The 17,655-nt window shown below is 42.9% G+C and carries 13 protein-coding genes; 8 read left to right on the top strand and 5 right to left on the bottom strand.

Features of this window, described 5'->3' with window-relative positions:
* Positions 1 to 32: 32 nt before the first annotated feature.
* The 3 genes from ACFQZS_RS07480 to ACFQZS_RS07470 form a co-directional block, all read right to left on the bottom strand.
* Positions 33 to 566, bottom strand: a complete 534-nt coding sequence (locus tag ACFQZS_RS07480; protein ID WP_377098816.1) for a pyridoxamine 5'-phosphate oxidase family protein — start codon at positions 564 to 566, stop codon at positions 33 to 35.
* 94 nt (positions 567 to 660) lie between these two features.
* Entirely contained in the window at positions 661 to 2,067 is a 1,407-nt protein-coding gene (gene uxaC, locus ACFQZS_RS07475; protein WP_377098814.1) for a glucuronate isomerase, read from the bottom strand.
* A gap of 169 nt (positions 2,068 to 2,236) precedes the next feature.
* Positions 2,237 to 3,610, bottom strand: a complete 1,374-nt coding sequence (locus ACFQZS_RS07470; protein WP_377098812.1) for an aspartate kinase — start codon at positions 3,608 to 3,610, stop codon at positions 2,237 to 2,239.
* Positions 3,611 to 3,993: 383 nt separating this feature from the next.
* On the opposite strand from ACFQZS_RS07470, the gene ACFQZS_RS07465 reads away from it, so the two are divergent.
* Genes ACFQZS_RS07465 through ACFQZS_RS07455 form a run of 3 tightly spaced genes read left to right on the top strand, consistent with a single transcriptional unit; the run spans position 3,994 to position 8,021 of the window.
* Complete coding sequence (locus ACFQZS_RS07465) at positions 3,994 to 5,772, top strand: sensor histidine kinase (protein WP_377098810.1); 1,779 nt, start codon at positions 3,994 to 3,996, stop codon at positions 5,770 to 5,772.
* 3 nt (positions 5,773 to 5,775) lie between these two features.
* On the top strand, positions 5,776 to 6,531 hold the full coding sequence (locus tag ACFQZS_RS07460) for a LytR/AlgR family response regulator transcription factor (protein WP_377098808.1): 756 nt from the start codon (positions 5,776 to 5,778) through the stop codon (positions 6,529 to 6,531).
* Positions 6,532 to 6,569: 38 nt separating this feature from the next.
* Positions 6,570 to 8,021: a TlpA family protein disulfide reductase gene (locus ACFQZS_RS07455; protein ID WP_377098806.1), complete on the top strand. Its 1,452-nt coding sequence runs from the start codon at positions 6,570 to 6,572 to the stop codon at positions 8,019 to 8,021.
* Between the two features lie 256 nt (positions 8,022 to 8,277).
* On the opposite strand, the gene ACFQZS_RS07450 is transcribed toward ACFQZS_RS07455, so the two are convergent.
* Positions 8,278 to 8,739, bottom strand: a complete 462-nt coding sequence (locus ACFQZS_RS07450) for an Lrp/AsnC family transcriptional regulator (RefSeq protein WP_377098804.1) — start codon at positions 8,737 to 8,739, stop codon at positions 8,278 to 8,280.
* A 345-nt stretch (positions 8,740 to 9,084) separates the two neighbouring features.
* On the opposite strand from ACFQZS_RS07450, the gene metE reads away from it, so the two are divergent.
* Complete coding sequence (gene metE / locus ACFQZS_RS07445) at positions 9,085 to 11,376, top strand: 5-methyltetrahydropteroyltriglutamate--homocysteine S-methyltransferase (protein ID WP_377098802.1); 2,292 nt, start codon at positions 9,085 to 9,087, stop codon at positions 11,374 to 11,376.
* 107 nt (positions 11,377 to 11,483) lie between these two features.
* Here metE and ACFQZS_RS07440 read toward each other — a convergent pair whose 3' ends face one another.
* Complete coding sequence (locus ACFQZS_RS07440) at positions 11,484 to 12,308, bottom strand: mechanosensitive ion channel family protein (protein WP_377098800.1); 825 nt, start codon at positions 12,306 to 12,308, stop codon at positions 11,484 to 11,486.
* Positions 12,309 to 12,521: 213 nt separating this feature from the next.
* On the opposite strand from ACFQZS_RS07440, the gene ACFQZS_RS07435 reads away from it, so the two are divergent.
* The 4 genes from ACFQZS_RS07435 to ACFQZS_RS07420 all read left to right on the top strand — a co-directional run bounded on the left by ACFQZS_RS07435 (position 12,522) and on the right by ACFQZS_RS07420 (position 17,571).
* A complete protein-coding gene (locus tag ACFQZS_RS07435; protein ID WP_377098798.1) occupies positions 12,522 to 14,882 on the top strand; it encodes an ABC transporter permease in 2,361 nt (786 codons plus the stop codon).
* 148 nt (positions 14,883 to 15,030) lie between these two features.
* Entirely contained in the window at positions 15,031 to 15,453 is a 423-nt protein-coding gene (locus ACFQZS_RS07430; RefSeq protein ID WP_377098796.1) for a hypothetical protein, read from the top strand.
* A gap of 40 nt (positions 15,454 to 15,493) precedes the next feature.
* Positions 15,494 to 16,087, top strand: a complete 594-nt coding sequence (locus ACFQZS_RS07425) for a penicillin-binding protein activator LpoB (protein ID WP_377098794.1) — start codon at positions 15,494 to 15,496, stop codon at positions 16,085 to 16,087.
* Positions 16,088 to 16,143: 56 nt separating this feature from the next.
* Entirely contained in the window at positions 16,144 to 17,571 is a 1,428-nt protein-coding gene (locus ACFQZS_RS07420) for a COG3014 family protein (protein ID WP_377098792.1), read from the top strand.
* Positions 17,572 to 17,655 lie beyond the last annotated feature (84 nt).

Here is a 17,655-nt window from a genome sequence, read left to right as displayed (position 1 = left end):
CGAAATTCGTCTCATTAGAGAAAATTATGCTATTACACTTCTACTTTTCCCTCTACAGAATCATCCAGTGTTTTACCAATGGCTGCGCCTACTAACATCTTTACAAATGCTACGGCGTTACCGTGTTTGTTATCCCAATAATAACCTTCAGATGGCTCTACCTTTAATACAGCAATGCGCGGATCATCCTGTCCTTCGGTAAACCAGGTTTTCATCAGTGGGTCCCAAAGTTCAGCAATTTTAGCCTTGTCAGCGTTTGCTGTCGCCATGCCGTAAATATTTAGGAAATCAGAATGCTCAGATCCTTTAAACAACATATGCACAAATGGGTCGGCGGTTATTTCTTTATAAGTGTGGCTATCATTAGCAAATAAAAACCAGAAGTTGCCTTCATCATCAATCTGCTGTACGGCCATAGGGCGTGTTGAAAAAGGGATGCCGGTTTTGATGTTGCTGCAAAAAAAGCAGGTGGCTTTATCTGCAAGCTCTTTAAATTTTTTAACAGCTTCCGGACCTGTAAGGTCTTTATGGTTGTCTTCGGGTTGTTGTTGGTTAATGCTATTCATAACAGTAAATGATTTAACAGTACTATATCAAATAGTCCGCCAAATCATTTAATGAATTGAAAAAACAAGAACGTTACGAATAAATAAGGCAAGCTTATTCGTAAAAGCCGAAGTACTGGCGGGCATTGTTGTAGCAAATATCCTCCACTATCTTACCCGTCCAGGCTATATCATTCGGTAACTCGCCGTTTTCAATGTCGTTACCTAACAGATTGCATAGTATCCTCCTAAAATATTCGTGCCGTGGGAACGACATAAAACTGCGCGAATCTGTAAGCATGCCCACCATACGGCTCAATAAACCGATGTTTGATAAGGAGTTTAATTGATTGATCATTCCTTCTTTTTGATCCATAAACCACCAGGCAGAACCAAACTGTACTTTTCCCGCTACAGATCCATCATTAAAATTGCCTGCCATTGAAGCAAACAGATCGTTATTAACCGGATTATTGTTATACAAAATAGTTTTGGCCAAACGGTTATCAGTATCCAGTTTATCCAGAAATTTGGATAAGCTTTTTGCGTGTGTAAAGTCGCCTATGGAATCCCATCCGGTATCAGGCCCTAAAGTGGCAAGGGCGCGTGTATTGTTGTTACGCAATGCGCCTACGTGATACTGCTGCACCCATCCTTTTTCATGATCCCACAAAGCAAACTGATAAAGCAGGGCCGACTTAAATTTTAAATTTTCATCAGCGGTGATCGCGCTCCGGTTTCTTATTTTTTTAAATATAGCGGCTATTTCAGCATCGGTATAATCAGCAGCATAAACGTAGTCTAAACCGTGGTCTGATAACTTGCTGCCATTAGCTGCAAAAAAATCATGGCGCGATTTTAAGGCAGACAGATATTCGTCAAGACTCGATATATTGGTATCAGAAACATTTTCCAGCTTATCAATATATTCGTTTAGCCCTATAACGCTATCCGGATTCATGGCTTTATCAGGGCGAAATGAAGGCAGTACCTTTACTTCAAAATTATCCTGTTTAATTTTTATATGATCTGCCAGGTTATCTAACGGATCGTCCGTTGTACCTACTACCTCAACCTTATTCTTTTTAAGCAGGCTGCGCACACTAAATTCAGGCGATTGCAGTTTCTCTGTACACTCATCATATATTCTCCCGGCAGTTGCAGGCGACAAAATCTCTTTAATTCCAAAGTAGCGCTGCAATTCCAGATGCGTCCAGTGAAATAAAGGGTTGCGCAGCGTGTAAGGCACGGTTGCGGCCCACATTTCAAACTTCTCCCTGTCGCTTTTATTTCCGGTTATAAATGCTTCGTTAATACCATTAGCACGCATGGCGCGCCATTTATAATGATCGCCTTTAAGCCATATATCAGTGATGTTTTCAAATTGTTTATCGCCGGCTATTTCGGCCTGAGGTAAATGGCAATGGTAATCTATGATAGGTTTATCGGCAGCGTAATCGTGATATAAAGTCTGTGCCGTTTTGGTACTGAGCAAGAAATTGTCGTCCAGAAAATTCTTCATTAAGTTATTTGTATTTGCGGATGGCAATAATACCATTATCCACAATTACTTACGTTCATTTTTCTAAAAAATTACTATAACGTTTTCGATTTTGGGGAAAATCAAAAAATTAAAACAGTTAACAGGCTTCACAATTTTTAAACAGGTGAAACACAATCGTTAAAATACCTTATCCTACTGCCTGGTTAAGCGCTATAATAGCCGCTTTAAATTGATCTTTAGCCACCACAAACTGAATATTTACCTTGCCTTTGGCTACACCTGCGCTTAATATATTAATATCAGCCTTGGCTAAGCCGGCAGCGCTTTTGGCAAGCAACCCGGGCTGATCCATATTGCTGCCTAATAAACATACCATAGCTACCGGTTCGGTGGTTACGCGTTCAAAGTTTTGCTGCAGTTCGTCTATCAGTTCCTGTTTAAGGTCGTTTTCCCAAATAACAATGCTGATGCTATTAGCGCTTGTAACTTTGTACGTATAGCTTATACCATGATTGTAAAAGGCCTGCATTATGCGCAAGTCGCTGCCCACGTTGCCGGTCATTAACGGGTCGTATATGTCAACCATTAATTGCTTGTCGGTGCCTGTTATAACCTCTACCCTTTTTATGTTAGATACGTAACCCTTTGTTATAAGGGTACCCGGATGCTCCGGCTCAAAGGTGTTTTTTATGCGTAAATGAATACCCGCCATCTCAAGCGGTTTAGCAGCTTTTGGATGTATAGCCTCCATACCCACGTCAGCCAACTGATCGGCAATATCGTAATTGGTATGGCCTACCGGGCGCACATTTTCAATACCCACAAGGCCCGGATCGGCAGTAGAAAGGTGGTACTCTTTATGAATAATAGCCTCCTGTGGTTTTAATACCTCTGCTATCTTGCTGAAAGTCACTTCAGAGTATCCGCGGTCAAACTCGCGCATAATACCCTCGGTGCCTTTTGCGTAGCCGGTAGCTATAACAACACAGCTGTTCAGATCTATAGTTGAAAAGGCATCCTTTATCCGTTCGCTTATAGTGAGTGCGCGGGCATCGGTAAGGCCGGCCAGATCAAGGAAGTGCGCGTTAATACCTTTTTGCTTCAGAATGCTTGACAATACGTAGGCAGAATGCGTTTCGCCCAGCGATGCGAGAATCTCTCTGGCTGCAAGCAAAATTCCCTCGTTAAGGTAGCCTGATGCCAGCATGGTTACCGCGCCTTCCAGATAATTAAGGGCGGTTTGCATGGTAGTGTCAACCATGGCATCTGCCTGTACCAGGTTAAGGCCAAGCGGCTCGTATTGCTTGTTAAGCTCTTTTAAATGTTGGCCAACCGCGTTCAACTCGGCGCGAAAATCTTCATGGGCGGCCAGTTTTTGATAGACACCCGGCGCTTTGGTTTTCTTGTTCTCTAGCAATATGTTGGTAACGCCAGAGAACGCCGACACTACAAACACACGATTGTACAGTTCCGCGCCGGTTTTGTTGTATAATACTATGTTATCAATTACCTGATGAAGGGCACTCATTGATGTGCCGCCAATTTTTTCTACCGTTAGCATAAGATTTTAAAAGGGCTCAAAACTACATAATTTGTTTTAGACGTGCACGCCTGTCTCACGTATGTATGGGACAAAATGGGACAAGGTGGGACAGAATTTTTAGTAACTACCTGACAGTTAGTAGGTTCAATTTTTGGGGTGGGACAAAGTGAGATAACTTATTCGTCAGGAGAATTAGCTATAAATTTGGCGTAATAGCCTGATATTTAATTAATTGCAAAATGTTAACTTTTTGTCCCACCTGTTGCACAAATTTTGAATACTTATGTAGGTTTACATCAATCCCTGCCATCACTCTCAATTCTAAATAACCACAGCCAAATTCTCGCCGGCTATTGTCGCCTATGGTTATTTAAGGCAAGTTTGTATTGTCATTAAAACGCATGTATTTAAACCTGTTAAACATACCGTCAAGTTTTAAAAGCATTACCGCTTTCAGGATGCTGGTTATTGCCATTATATACAGCATTACCTGCATATCAGAAACGAGAGCGCAAGATGTACCGGATAACTTTGGGAGCAATTTCACTTTTGAGGTAATTGGGGCGGGTAAAAAAAACATGATCAATGAGCAGGTGTATGTTAAAGTAAGTGATACCGCCATTTACGGCATATTTGACAAACTTAAACCCAAAGCCGGCGATTACTTTGGATCGGCCATGCCCAAAAGCCCGTTAATGCTGGGGGTTAAACTGAACCCTGCACTATCAAAATACTTTTCGGCCTATGTTCAATCGGTATCTAAACATTACCAAACCTTTGTTATAGCCGACAGCTCAGACGCTATACTGATAGCAATGGGTATAAACCGCTCAAATTTTAAAAATTATAAATACCGCGTGGTTGAAAATGACAGCGCGGAACTGGTTCCATGGTCGCCAATAGCCCGGTTAGAACAAAAATATGGCGCAAAACAACCCTACGGCTTTATCGGCAGATTTAACGCGCCCGGCAAAAGGCTGATGGTTGAGGTAGCTGACGTAAACAATTACAGCATACGCGATGCCGTGATATTCGACTGGCAGGTTGGCTTTAAACCTGTTATTGAGCAAATATCGGTAAGCACACCTAAAACCTATTTCAACCTGGCCTACCATACGCTTAACAAAGGCTACGCCACCCGGTTTGACAGCAAAACAGGTGTTCCGCTCGACTTTAAATTTCCGGTTGATAGTGTGACCAACATCGGCATCAACCTAAAAAAACAGGTAACATTGGTGCAGAAGGTCTATTTAATTAGTAATGTGAACAACAAAACCGATACTTCAATGCTGGGTTTTGTAGATCAGTATGGTTACTGCCGTGTAAGCGGTAATTATTTCAGCCAACCGGGCCATTATCAAATTATTATAAAAAAGCAGGAAAAATACAATGTTTGGGATGATGCCCTGATGCTGCGTATCCCGTTTGATGTGACCGAACCAGACCTGTTAGCAAAGAAAATATCTTTTAAACAATTACTGCCCTACATGGCAGGTGTAACAGCGCTGCTTGTTGCCGGCATAATAGTTTTTAGGTTTTACAGTAAACAAAAAATAAAGAAAGCGCAACGCCAGCAGGCTACTGTGCAGTTAAAATTAAAAACCATACGATCGCAGCTTAACCCGCATTTTATGTTCAACGCGTTAAGTTCTATTCAAAACCTGATGAACAAAAACGAATTGCTGGAAGCTAATCACTACATGGCCAAATTTGCAGGTTTAACACGCAAAGCGTTAGATACCAGCGAACAGGAAATGATAAGCCTGGAAGAAGAACTAAAAATAGCCGAAGACTATTTGCAAATGGAACAGCTTCGTTTTGGTTTTAAATTCGACATATCGCTTGATGGCAAACTTAATGCAGACAACATTGAAGTGCCGGCCATGTTGCTGCAACCCTTTATTGAAAACGCTGTAAAGCATGGCGTGGCGTTGCTGGAAAAGGATGGATCTATCGGCGTAACTGCATCGCAAAGCGAAAAAAACCTTGTTTTAACGGTTGCCGATAATGGCAAAGGTTTTAACGCGCCAACTGAGGGGCAAAAGGGCTTTGGTTTAAAACTGAGCTATGAGCGTATTGATCTGATCAACCAGTTATATGGCGCGGGTACAGCGGTATTACTGGTACAATCGCAAAACAGCGGCACCCAAATTCAGATCACTTTAAATAACTGGATATAAAAAATGGATATAACCTGTGTAATTATTGATGACGAGGCTAACAATGTAGAAAACCTAAAGGGCTTGCTTGAAAAATGGTGCCCGGGCGTTAATGTGGCTGCTTGCGCAGGCAGCGCAGACAAGGGAATTGAGGCGATAAGAGCAACCACACCCGACGTGGTTTTTTTAGACATACAAATGCCGCAAAAATCGGGCTTTGAGGTATTGAAAGCCTTTGAAACCGTAACATTTGAAGTTGTTTTTATAACCGCGTTTGATCAGTACGGCATACAGGCCATAAAATTTTCGGCACTGGATTACCTGCTTAAACCAATTGATATTGAAGAGCTTAAAAAGGCGGTAGAAAAAGCAAAAGCAAGGATAGCGGCCCGGCAGCAAAATCAAAATATAGGCAACCTGTTATCATTTATAAAAAACACGCAGCAGGATGTACCCAAGATAGCGCTACCCACCATGAGCGAAACCCGCTATGTTAAAGTGAGCGAAATTATACGCTGCGAGGCTTATAACAATTACACCACATTTTTTTTACCGCAGGGCGAAGAGGTGCTGGTTTGCAAAACGCTGAAGGAGTTTGCCGAACTTTTAAAACCTTATGGTTTTGAGCGCACCCATCAATCGCACCTGGTGAATATAAAATATGTTAAAAGCCTGCTGAAAGAAGATGGCGGGAAACTGCTGATGGAAGACAGATCAAAAATACCCATATCAAGGCAAAATCTTGATAAGATAAAGAAAACGCTGAGCGGAATAAACTAACCGCAGCGAATAAATCACCCAAACAAATCATTAAAAACATGAAAAAATTGTCGTTATTATTAACGGCCGTGCTGCTTATTGCCTATAGCACAGCCTGGTCACAAGCCATGAAACCGGTTATAATTACCGGAAACATTATTAATGGAACAGAGCAAACCCCAAAAGTTATCAAATTCAATTTCCTTAATCCACTTATAAATGAATCCCCATCCATAGAAGTGACAGGAACAGAAAAATTCAGCGTGCAGCAGGATATGCTGTACACCCACAACATGACGGTTAACTACGCCAATTACTTTATTAACTTGCTTGTAAAGCCCGGCGACTCGGTGCATTTAACCATAGATGCGGCGCTGCTTGATCAGCCTAAATTCGCGTGGCTAAAAATCAGCGGTGATGGCGCCAATATTAAAACCCAGCTTAATTTATGTGCCAATTATATTTACCAGCTGAAGACACATGATTACAATATGGAACTGCCCCCCAATGAGATGGAGGCCATGATAAAGCAGGACTATGCCAGGTATTTAACTGCGCTTAATACTTACGCTGCCGAAAACAACCTTGACCCTTTGGTGGTCAATTGGGCTAAAAAAGATATAAAATACCTGATATCAAATACTATTAGTGACTACCCGAGGGAGAAAAATCTGTCGGACCAACAAAAAAGAGCGCGCCTCAATATTTTCAGCGGTCCATTTTTTGATATGTATAATGCCGAAAATTTTCAGTCGATGATGTTTCCATATCATTTGGATAATTACTTCTATCAGTTTAAAGATCTTGATAAAACCATTGCGGTTAAAGAGAATATGCCCGCTACAGATATGATGAAGAAGATATTAGTACAAGGTGTAAAACTGCCTATTGGCGAATGCCGTGATTATATGATTTTTCACCGTTTGAAAGAGCTTGCCGCAAAATATCCGGAAGTGTTAAAATCCTTTAAAAATGCTAATAAATACTTCAGTACTGCTATTTACAATCAGCAACTGCAAAAGCTGGCGCTGGGTGGTAAAAATCCGGTTTTCCCGGCAGTAAAAATATCGGGCATACAATACCTAAACGGTAAAAGCGGAAGCGTGCCGGTTAACAGAACTAATGTTTTTAGTTATCTGGCGGCAAAATATCCCGGCAAGGTATTATACGTTGACGTTTATGCTACCTGGTGCGGCCCATGTATTGAAGAAATGAAAAGTGCACCCGATATGTACCAGGCAATGCAGGGAAAAGATGTAGTTTTTGTAAACCTGTGCCTGCAATCAACCGCTGCAAACTGGACAAAGTTTGTAAAAGAAAAGAACGTTGAAGGAGAAAATTATTTCTTTACCGGTGATGCCTCAAAGTTGTTTATGAGCACGTATAAATTACCCGGGTATCCATCGTACGTATTGGTAAATAAACAAGGCGAAATAGCTACTACGGATGCGCCCCGGCCATCAGAAAAGAAAAGACTGGTAGCGGCTGTTGATGAGTTGTTGAAGAAATAGGTTTGTTGTGGATTGACAACGAGCTATGTCATCCTGAGCCTGTCGAAGGATATGCGGGCGGGCCTCTCCGCGCGTCGTCCTTCGACAGGCTCAGGATGACACCCGACACTACCATTAAAAAAAAGTTGTCATTCTGAGCGACAGCGAAGAATCTTGTAAAACATGCAAAACCGCGCGTTCAGCTTGCAAAGCGTATAAGATTCTTCGCTGTCGCTCAGAATGACAACATAAATAGCTATTTCGCTATTAACTTCCTCTACAAATTAATGTTATACGTATTCTTATTCTCGCACATTACAAAGGTGCTGTGCGTGCTGCCTATACTGGTTACTGATCCTAGCTTGTTAAACACAAAGTCCTGGTAGTGCTTCATATCTCTTGCATAAACTTTTAGCAGGAAGTCAAAATCTCCCGAGATATTGTAACATTCCGTCACCTCATCCAGCTTTAAAATATCGGTTACAAATTTGTGGCCTATGCTTTTATCGTGCTGTTTAAGTTTTATGTTGACAAAAATTATCAGCCCATAATTAAGCTTTTCGGCATCAATAATGGCAATGTATTTTTTAATATACCCATTGGCCTTTAGCTTCTTTACCCTTTCAAACACGGGCGACGCCGACAGGTTAACATGGGCCGCCATATCTTTTATGGTTATTTCAGAGTCCTGCCCCAGCATCATAAGCAGGCGCAGGTCTACATCGTCTAACTGTTCCACAGAATAATTTTCTTTTTTAGGTGATTAAAAAACATAAATCAGCATAATTTACCTTACAATACAACAAATATAGATTTTATTACCTATTAATAAATTTAATTCAGCATTTAAATCTGTTAAAATAGCTTTGTAGGAAAAATGATCCTATTAAAAAGTGATTACTCAAAAAAAAGCAGTGGCTGGTGCGATTCCCCTCTTGAGAGGGGGTGTAGGGGTGTGTTAAGCAGTAAGCCCAACGCAAACCCGCTGTCGCATATTCCTACTCACCCCCTCTGTAGAGTGGAGTTTTGACGGAAATTTCTAAGGGACACAAAACTTTAAATAATATATCTTATCTATCTAAAAATGCTAACGCAAAACCTGGGCTACCCGCGAATTGGTAGCCAAAGACAATTAAAAAAAGCCTGCGAACAATACTGGGCGGGCAAAATAAGCCTGGGCGAATTAAAGGAAACTGCCCGCCAGATAAAGGAAACTAACTGGCTAACGCAGCTGGATGCGGGCATTGACCTTATCCCTTGCAATGATTTTAGCTTTTACGACCATGTGTTGGATACCAGCCTGATGCTAGGCGTTATCCCTCAGCGTTACACGCCCGTGTTATCGCAGGTAAAAGCCAACCAGGAAATTGACCTCTACTTTGCCATGGCGCGCGGCTATCAAAAAGACGGCCTGGATATTACCGCGATGGAAATGACCAAGTGGTTAGATACCAACTACCATTACATAGTGCCGGAGTTTACCGCCAAACAGGAATTTAAGCTGTTTAACGAGAACGTGTTTGGCGAATATGCATCTGCCAAAAAACTGCTTGGCCAAAAGGCTAAGCCTGTGCTGGTTGGCCCGGTTAGCTACCTGTTGCTGGGTAAAGAAAAAGAGGAAGGCTTTGAACGTGTTGACCTGATAAAAAAGCTGGTGCCGGTTTACATAGAGATCATCAACCGCCTTAAACAACTCGGTGCCGAATGGATTCAACTGGATGAGCCTTGCCTGGCGCTTGATCTTACTGCAAAAGAAAAAGAAGCCTTTGAATGGGCTTACCGCAGCATTACCAACAGGGTTAGCGGTGTTAAACTATTGGTAGCAACGTATTTTGAAGCCTTGTTAGACAATACACAATTAGCGGTTAACCTGCCGGTTGCTGCATTGCATATTGACCTGGTGCGCGCGCCGGAGCAATTAGATGAAGTGCTTAAGTTGATTCCGGACAATCTTCAATTATCGCTTGGGGTGGTAGACGGGCGTAATGTTTGGAAGAATGATTACGAAAGATCATTAAGCCTGATCAACAAAGCGGTTGAAAAACTGGGTGCGAATAGAATTATTATCGCCCCCTCCTGCTCGCTGTTACATAGCCCCATTGACCTTGACGGCGAAACGGCAATTGACCCCGAAATTAAAAACTGGATGGCCTTTGCTAAACAAAAGCTAACAGAAGTAAGCGAATTAAAACAGATCATTGCAGGAAATAAACAGCTGTTAGACGCTAATAAAAACGCCATTGAAAGCAGGCGAACATCGCGAAAAGCGCATAAACAGGCTGTTAAAGACCGTGCGGCTGCCTTAACCAATGCGGATGTAACCCGTAACAACGCGTTTAGCGCCCGGCAGCAATTACAACGCGTGCGCTTTAATTTACCGGCCTTCCCCACTACTACTATTGGTTCATTTCCGCAAACCGACGATATCCGCCAGTTACGTGCGCACCTTAAAAAAGGCGACCTCACCCTTGAACAATATGAAAAGCAAATAGAGCAAGCTACTATTGACGCGATACGCTGGCAAGAAGAAATTGGCCTTGATGTACTGGTACATGGCGAATTTGAACGCAACGATATGGTTGAATACTTTGGCGAACAATTGGATGGGTTTTTATTCACCAAAAATGGCTGGGTGCAAAGCTATGGTAGCCGCTGTGTAAAGCCGCCCGTTATTTATGGTGATGTAAGTCGCCCAAAAGACATGACAGTACGCTGGACCCAATTTGCAGCCGCACAAACCAATCTGCCTATGAAAGGCATGTTAACCGGCCCGGTAACTATTTTACAATGGTCGTTTGTGCGCGATGACCAGCCACGGGATGTTACCACCAACCAGATAGCCTTAGCTATCCGCGATGAGGTTTTAGCTTTAGAAGCGGCGGGTATAGGTATTATTCAGATAGATGAAGCCGCCATTCGCGAAGGTTTGCCTTTACGCACGGCCAAACGCCCTTATTATTTAGACTGGGCCGTAAAAGCTTTCCATATTACGGCCAATGGCGTAAAAGACGAAACACAAATACACACCCACATGTGCTACAGCGAGTTTAATAACATAATTGAACATATAGCCGCTATGGACGCGGATGTAATTACGATAGAAACCTCGCGCTCACAGATGGAATTGCTGCAGGCCTTTGCCCAATTTGAATACCCTAATGAGATAGGTCCGGGCGTTTATGATATCCACTCGCCGCGTGTGCCTACAACCCAGGAAATGGCATCGCTGCTGGCTAAAGCCGCCGAGCTATTACCGGTGCAACACCTGTGGGTAAACCCGGACTGCGGCTTAAAAACCCGTAAATGGCCGGAAACAAAAGCAGCGTTGATAAACATGGTGGCAGCGGCTAAACACGCCAGGGAACAATTAACCTAACCTTAATAGATAAAATTCTCTCTGTTACTCCGTGCCTTCATTGTGCTCTCCGTGGTAAATTTAATCGCGGAGAGAGCAGAGGAGGCACAGAGTGCGCAGAGACTTAGCTACATGCCCGGCAACTTAATGCCTGCATCCTTCACATCCTGCAATATTGCCTCCTGTATAGCCAACCGGGTATCCTGAAAACCGTGCGCGTTTACCCATACGTTAATAGAAAGCAGGTAACCGTCTGACTGTAATTCGCCCACACCTATCCTTCGTTCGGGCTTGGCCAGCACATTTTCGCAACCGTCTATTGCCTTGTTGATCACTTTTTTCACCTCTTTAATATCAATAGCATTCGGGATCTTCATATTGATATCCAAGCGCCGGTTGCCTTGGCGGGTTATGTTGATGATCACCTCGTTTGATAGTTTGCTGTTGGGTACTATAACCTGCCGGTTATCAAACGTAGTTACCATGGTGTAAAATACCTCAATCTCTGTAACCGTTCCTTCCAGGCCCTGGGTAATAATGTTATCCCCTACCGAAAAAGGCTTTAGCAGCAATATCAATATCCCACTGGCGAAGTTTTGCAAAGTACCAGACAGCGCCAAACCTGCAGCCACACCAAAGGCACCTACTATAGCCGTAAACAAGGTTAATTGGATGCCTATTATTTGCATTACGCCAATAATGAGCAGTATGCGCAACGCTACACCAAGCAAACTCAGCAAAAAGGGCTTTACAGAGTCGGCCACCTCCTTATCGTGCATTTTTTGGTGCGAGCGGTTAACTATCCATTTGATCACCTTTAAGCCGATAAATAAAACAACGATGCCTGCAATTATGCCGGGGCCTTTATCAATAATCCACGCGTATGCATTATCGTATAGCCTGTCTAAGGTCCAGGGTTCTTTCTTTTCTGCTACTTTAATTACATCAATCATTCAGTTACAACAATGAAGCGTAAAAAGTGTTGGGTGGGCTTAAATTGGCGCTTATGCGAGTGATTACCAAATTGACCATTTGAGCGAATTTAATTGTTCCTTTACGCACATTTACTGTACGAATACGAACACCCGTAAATGGAAATTTACAGGTAAAAATCTAATAGTCAATAAATTATAAACTTGGCATAAATTTTACATTATTGTAAAGCAATGGTAAGAAACTACTTCAGAATAGCGTGGCGGAATTTGATAAAAAGCAAAGGCTATTCGCTCATCAACATTTCTGGATTAGGCGTTGGCATGGCGGTTGCTATTTTGATAGGCCTTTGGATATGGGATGAAATTTCATTCGATACTTATCATAAAAACCTGAAAAGCCTTGGTCAGATAGCCGTTACACAAACTTTTAACGGAGTTGTCGAGACCGGCTCGTCAGTAGCTGTGCCGCTGGAAAATGAACTTCGGGTAAAATACAGCAGCGATTTTAAGGACTTGTCGCTATTTTGGGAGAGCACCAACATCTTAGCCACAGGCGACAAAAAGCTATCGGGAAGAGGTATGTGGGCGCAGGCAGGCTTACCCGACATGTTCACCCTTGAAATGATATACGGAAATGCGTCAACTTTTAAAGATGCTTCTACCGTACTGCTATCGCGCTCTGTTGCTACGGCGCTTTTTGGGCAAACCGACCCGACAAATAAAACAGTGCGGGTTGACAATAAAACTGATATGAAGGTAGGCGGCGTTTACCGGGACCTGCCCCGCAATACGACGTTAACTGATATCAAATTTTTGCTTCCCTGGGATAATAAAGCTAACAGATGGAATACCCAAACCGCTGCCTGGGATAATCATGGCAGCAGCTTATTTATTCAATTGAATGAGCATGCCGATTTTGCCAAAACAACCGAAAAGATAAAAAATATACCAAAGGAGCACTTAAAGGTTGGCAACGAGGAGATAATGATACATCCCATGAGTAAATGGCATTTATACAGCCAGTTTGAAAATGGCAAAGCCGTTGGCGGCAGGATAGAATTTGTTTGGTTATTTGGCATTATAGGGATATTTGTATTGTTGCTGGCCTGCATAAACTTTATGAACCTCAGTACGGCAAGAAGCGAGAAAAGGGCAAAAGAAGTAGGTATCCGAAAAGCGATAGGATCATTAAGAGGACAACTTATTGGTCAATTTCTAAGCGAATCGTTATTGGTTGCTTTAATGGCATTGGTTTTAGCCGTTGTATTGGCCAGGATTTCATTATCATTTTTTAACAGCATAGCCGATAAACAAATAGCTGTACCGTGGTTCAATCCGGTATTTTGGTTGCTGGTGCTGGCTTTTACTTTGTTCACGGGGCTGCTTGCCGGGAGTTACCCGGCGTTTTACCTATCGGGCTTCAGTCCGGTAAGTACTTTAAAGGGTAGTTTCCGTGCAGGCAGACATGCTTCGTTACCACGGAAGGTATTAGTGGTGCTTCAGTTTACCGTTTCGGTAACGCTTATCATCAGCACCATCATTGTTTTTAAACAGGTACAATTTGCTAAGGGCCGGCCCGTAGGTTACTCGCGTGAGGGGCTTATTACAGTTGTAATGAATACGCCGGAGTTATATCAGCACTATAACGGGCTCAGAGATGACCTGATAGCAACCGGCGCAGTTGAAAACATGGCAGAGTCTAACAGTTCGGCAACAGAAATATGGTCAAGCAATTATGGCTTTGACTGGAAAGGTAAGGCCCCTGATGCAAATCCTCTTTTTGGAACTTTAGCCGTTACACATGATTTTGGCAAGACAGTGGGTTGGAAGATAATTGATGGACGCGACTTCTCCAGAAATTTCTCCACCGACACCGGCGCTTTTATATTGAACGAAGCAGCTGTAAAACTAAGTGGCTTAAAACATCCGGTAGGGCAAATTATGAAATGGAACGGGAAAGATCATTTAATTGTGGGTGTTGTGAAAGATATGGTGATGGAATCGCCTTACAAGCCCACGGTAGCTACCGTTTTTCATATGCAATACAGCTGGGCTAATTTAATAACGGTTAAAATAAAACCAGCTATGCCCATGCAAAAGGCCTTGGCACAAATAGAATCAGTATTTAAAAAATATAACCCCGGCAGCCCCTTTGAATATAAATTTATTGATGATGAATATGCCCGCAAGTTTGCCGAAGAACAGCGTGTTGGCAATTTGGCGGCGTTTTTTGCCACCCTGGCCATCTTTATATCCTGCCTTGGTTTATTGGGCCTGGCATCGTTTGTTGCAGAGCAGCGTAAAAAAGAGATAGGCGTGCGCAAGGTACTGGGTGCATCGGTACTTAATATATGGCAAATGTTGTCAAAAGATTTTGTCGGGCTGGTTATCATTTCCTGCTTTGTAGCTATACCGTTTACATGGCATTTTCTTAACCAATGGCTGCAGCGTTATCAATACCGCACAGAAATATCGTGGTGGATATTCGCGGCATCAATTACCGGGGCAATATTTATAACCCTGCTGACAGTAAGTTTTCAAACTATAAAAACAGCGCTTACCAACCCGGTAAAAAGCATCCGTACAGAATAAAAGTAAAATTCCTTGTAACGTTTCGCCTCTTAAAATCGTCTACTCATAAATAGGGCCTAAGCCGGATAAATAGCGGCCAAAATAATTACAATAAACTGGCGTTTATTTACTAGCTTAACCCGTAATTTGCAATATAATTTTTTAGCAGATGAAACGTAACCTCATCATCATAACCCTTTTAGCAGCAGGAAGCCTGTTTGGCAATAAAGCTATTGCGCAGCAAGCTGCTTTAGCTCCCGATCAAAATCCGCGTTACCACGAAAGTGCTAACAAGTACAGGCTTGTAGCCGACTCTATAAACCTGCAGCAAGGTACCACAGTGCAAAACACTTACAAGGCGTATGATTGGTACACCGCCCGCGAAGAGCGCCGCCAGCAAAACCGCCAATGGCGCAATACGTATGGCAGCTATTACAATTATTCGCCCGGCTGGGATCTGTACGGTGGCTATTCTTCCTACTATCCTTTTTACAGCTCGTTTGGTAACTATGGTTACGGCAACTATGGCTATGGCAACCGTTGGCGTGGCCGTGGCGGTCGCTGGGGTGTAGGCATAGGCTACAGCTGGTAATTAAATAAATTCAATCTAAGCTTTTACAATTTGTATATATATGAAAATTAATAATCTATTAGCCGGCGTGGCTATCGCTGCATCGGCATTGTGCTTTACTGCTTGCTCAAGGCAGGTTACCCGCGTTAGTACTGATGAAACCATAGACGTTAGCGGATCATGGAACAACAGCGACTCGCGCATGGTGGCTCAGGAGCTAACCAATCAAGTGTTAAACGCCCCATGGATAAGCAACTATGCAACGGCGCATCCTGGCAAAAAACCTACGGTGGTTGTTGGTTTGGTTCAAAATAAAAGTCATGAGCATATTGAGGCCGAAACATTTATAAAGGATGTAGAAAGCACTTTTGTTAATACACAACGTGTACGTTTGGTACAAGGCGGTAAAAAACGCGAAGAATTGCGCGCGGAAAAAGCCGATCAGCAAACCAACGCCAGTGTATCAACCATGAAAAAATTTGGTTTAGAAAACGGAGCTGATTACATAATGCAAGGCTCTATTAACTCTATTGTCGACTCGCACAAGCGTCAAAAAGTTGTTTATTACCAGGTGAATTTAGAACTAACAGACATACAGACAAACGAGGTGGTTTGGATAGGCGAAAAGAAAATTGCCAAATCTGTTAAGAACTAAGTTTGTTGATGTACTGCCCCCGCCCTGCCCCGTTTTACGGCAGATCCAATTTTGTAATGACATTTATTAAAAAGTATTTTCCCGGAGCATCATGCCTTATAGCATTGATGCTCTTTTTATCGGGTTGCGCTACGTATAACGACCAGGTGCTGCCGTATTATAAAAACGTGCGTACGGGAAATTATGCGGAAGCCGAGAAGCAACTGAACAAGAATGCCCTTATCCAAAAGCCACGTAACCAGCTGCTTTTTTTAATGGAAAAGGGCCGCATCAGTCATCTCAACGGCGAATACGAAAAGAGTAATCAATACTTTAACGGTGCCGATTCTTTGTTAGAGAAGGGCCTGACAGACGCGGGCGATGCAGCCGTTGGTGTATTGGTCAACTCTATGTCGCAGCGTTACAAGGGCGAGGATGTGGAGAAATTTATGATCCATTATTACAAGGCGCTTAACTACATCTACCTGGGCAAAAAAGAAGATGCCATTGTTGAGGCGCGCCGCATAACCCTGCAGGCACAGGAACAAGGCGACAAATTCAATAATAAAACTAACCGTTACAGCAACGATGCCTTCTCGCTAATGTTGCAGGGTATGCTTTATGAAAGCGATGGCGATATAAATAACGCTTTTATATCCTACCGTAACGCTGTGGAAATTTACCAAAATAGTCCCGACAAAACCTGGTACGGTACAAGTATACCCGCAGGCTTAAAGCTTGACCTGATACGCACGGCCAAAGCAAACGGCTTTGCAGCTGAGGCTGACCAATACGAAAAGCAGTTTGGTGTTACCTATATGCCCATACCACCGTCAGACGGTGGAGAGTTAGTTGTTTTTTGGGAGAACGGCCCCGCACCCATAAAAACACAGGTTGATATGTATTTCGGGCTGATAAAAAACAGCAACGGCGATATGTTTTTTAGCGATGCTACCGGCGGCTGGGTTATCCCTTTTAATTATACCGGCGACAGGCGCAGGGTGAATACCAAATCGGTAGAAAGCTTAAGGGCCGCGTTCCCTAAATACATACCGCAAAACCCTTATTTTACCGGCGCTGTTGTAAGCAACGATGCCGTAAAAGTTCCGCTTGAGAAGACGGAGGATGTAAACGAGATAGCGATTAAAACTTTGCAGCAACGCACCTTGAGCGAAGCGGGTAAAGTATTATCGCGCTTAGCGGTAAAAAAAATAGCCGAATATACCTTACGCGAAAGTGCCAAAAGCAGCAACGGCCAAACTAATACGGTATTAGAAGGACTTGGCTACGGTATGCAGCTTTATAGCCTGCTATCAGAAAAAGCAGATACCCGCAGCTGGCAATCATTACCGGGCAGTATCTCGTACGCCCGTATCCCACTAAAAAAAGGCGAGAACCAGATCTCTCTTACCCTAAAAAGCGCCAACGGAACCGATGAGGTAAAAACCATCAATATTAATGGCGATGGTAAGCTGAAATTTTATAATTACGCTACGTTAAGGTAAGTAAAAAAAAAGACTGTCATACTGAGCGCAGCGAAGTATCTTATACGCTTTGTAACTAAGCGCTTTGCTCAGCTTAGTTTACAA

The sequence above is a fragment of the Mucilaginibacter calamicampi genome, from assembly GCF_042676765.1.
Lineage (GTDB): Bacteria > Bacteroidota > Bacteroidia > Sphingobacteriales > Sphingobacteriaceae > Mucilaginibacter > Mucilaginibacter calamicampi.
Note: the sequence above shows the minus strand (reverse complement) of the source record. Positions and strands in the feature narration are given on the sequence as shown.

Coding starts and splice junctions, on each gene's coding strand:
- ACFQZS_RS07420 (WP_377098792.1), top strand. CDS start 16,144: ATGACATTTATTAAAAAGTATTTTCCCGGAGCATCATGCCTTATAGCA.
- metE (WP_377098802.1), top strand. CDS start 9,085: ATGCTAACGCAAAACCTGGGCTACCCGCGAATTGGTAGCCAAAGACAA.
- ACFQZS_RS07480 (WP_377098816.1), bottom strand. CDS start 566: ATGAATAGCATTAACCAACAACAACCCGAAGACAACCATAAAGACCTT.
- ACFQZS_RS07435 (WP_377098798.1), top strand. CDS start 12,522: ATGGTAAGAAACTACTTCAGAATAGCGTGGCGGAATTTGATAAAAAGC.
- ACFQZS_RS07425 (WP_377098794.1), top strand. CDS start 15,494: ATGAAAATTAATAATCTATTAGCCGGCGTGGCTATCGCTGCATCGGCA.
- ACFQZS_RS07465 (WP_377098810.1), top strand. CDS start 3,994: ATGTATTTAAACCTGTTAAACATACCGTCAAGTTTTAAAAGCATTACC.
- ACFQZS_RS07440 (WP_377098800.1), bottom strand. CDS start 12,308: ATGATTGATGTAATTAAAGTAGCAGAAAAGAAAGAACCCTGGACCTTA.
- ACFQZS_RS07455 (WP_377098806.1), top strand. CDS start 6,570: ATGAAAAAATTGTCGTTATTATTAACGGCCGTGCTGCTTATTGCCTAT.
- ACFQZS_RS07470 (WP_377098812.1), bottom strand. CDS start 3,610: ATGCTAACGGTAGAAAAAATTGGCGGCACATCAATGAGTGCCCTTCAT.
- ACFQZS_RS07430 (WP_377098796.1), top strand. CDS start 15,031: ATGAAACGTAACCTCATCATCATAACCCTTTTAGCAGCAGGAAGCCTG.
- ACFQZS_RS07460 (WP_377098808.1), top strand. CDS start 5,776: ATGGATATAACCTGTGTAATTATTGATGACGAGGCTAACAATGTAGAA.
- uxaC (WP_377098814.1), bottom strand. CDS start 2,067: ATGAAGAATTTTCTGGACGACAATTTCTTGCTCAGTACCAAAACGGCA.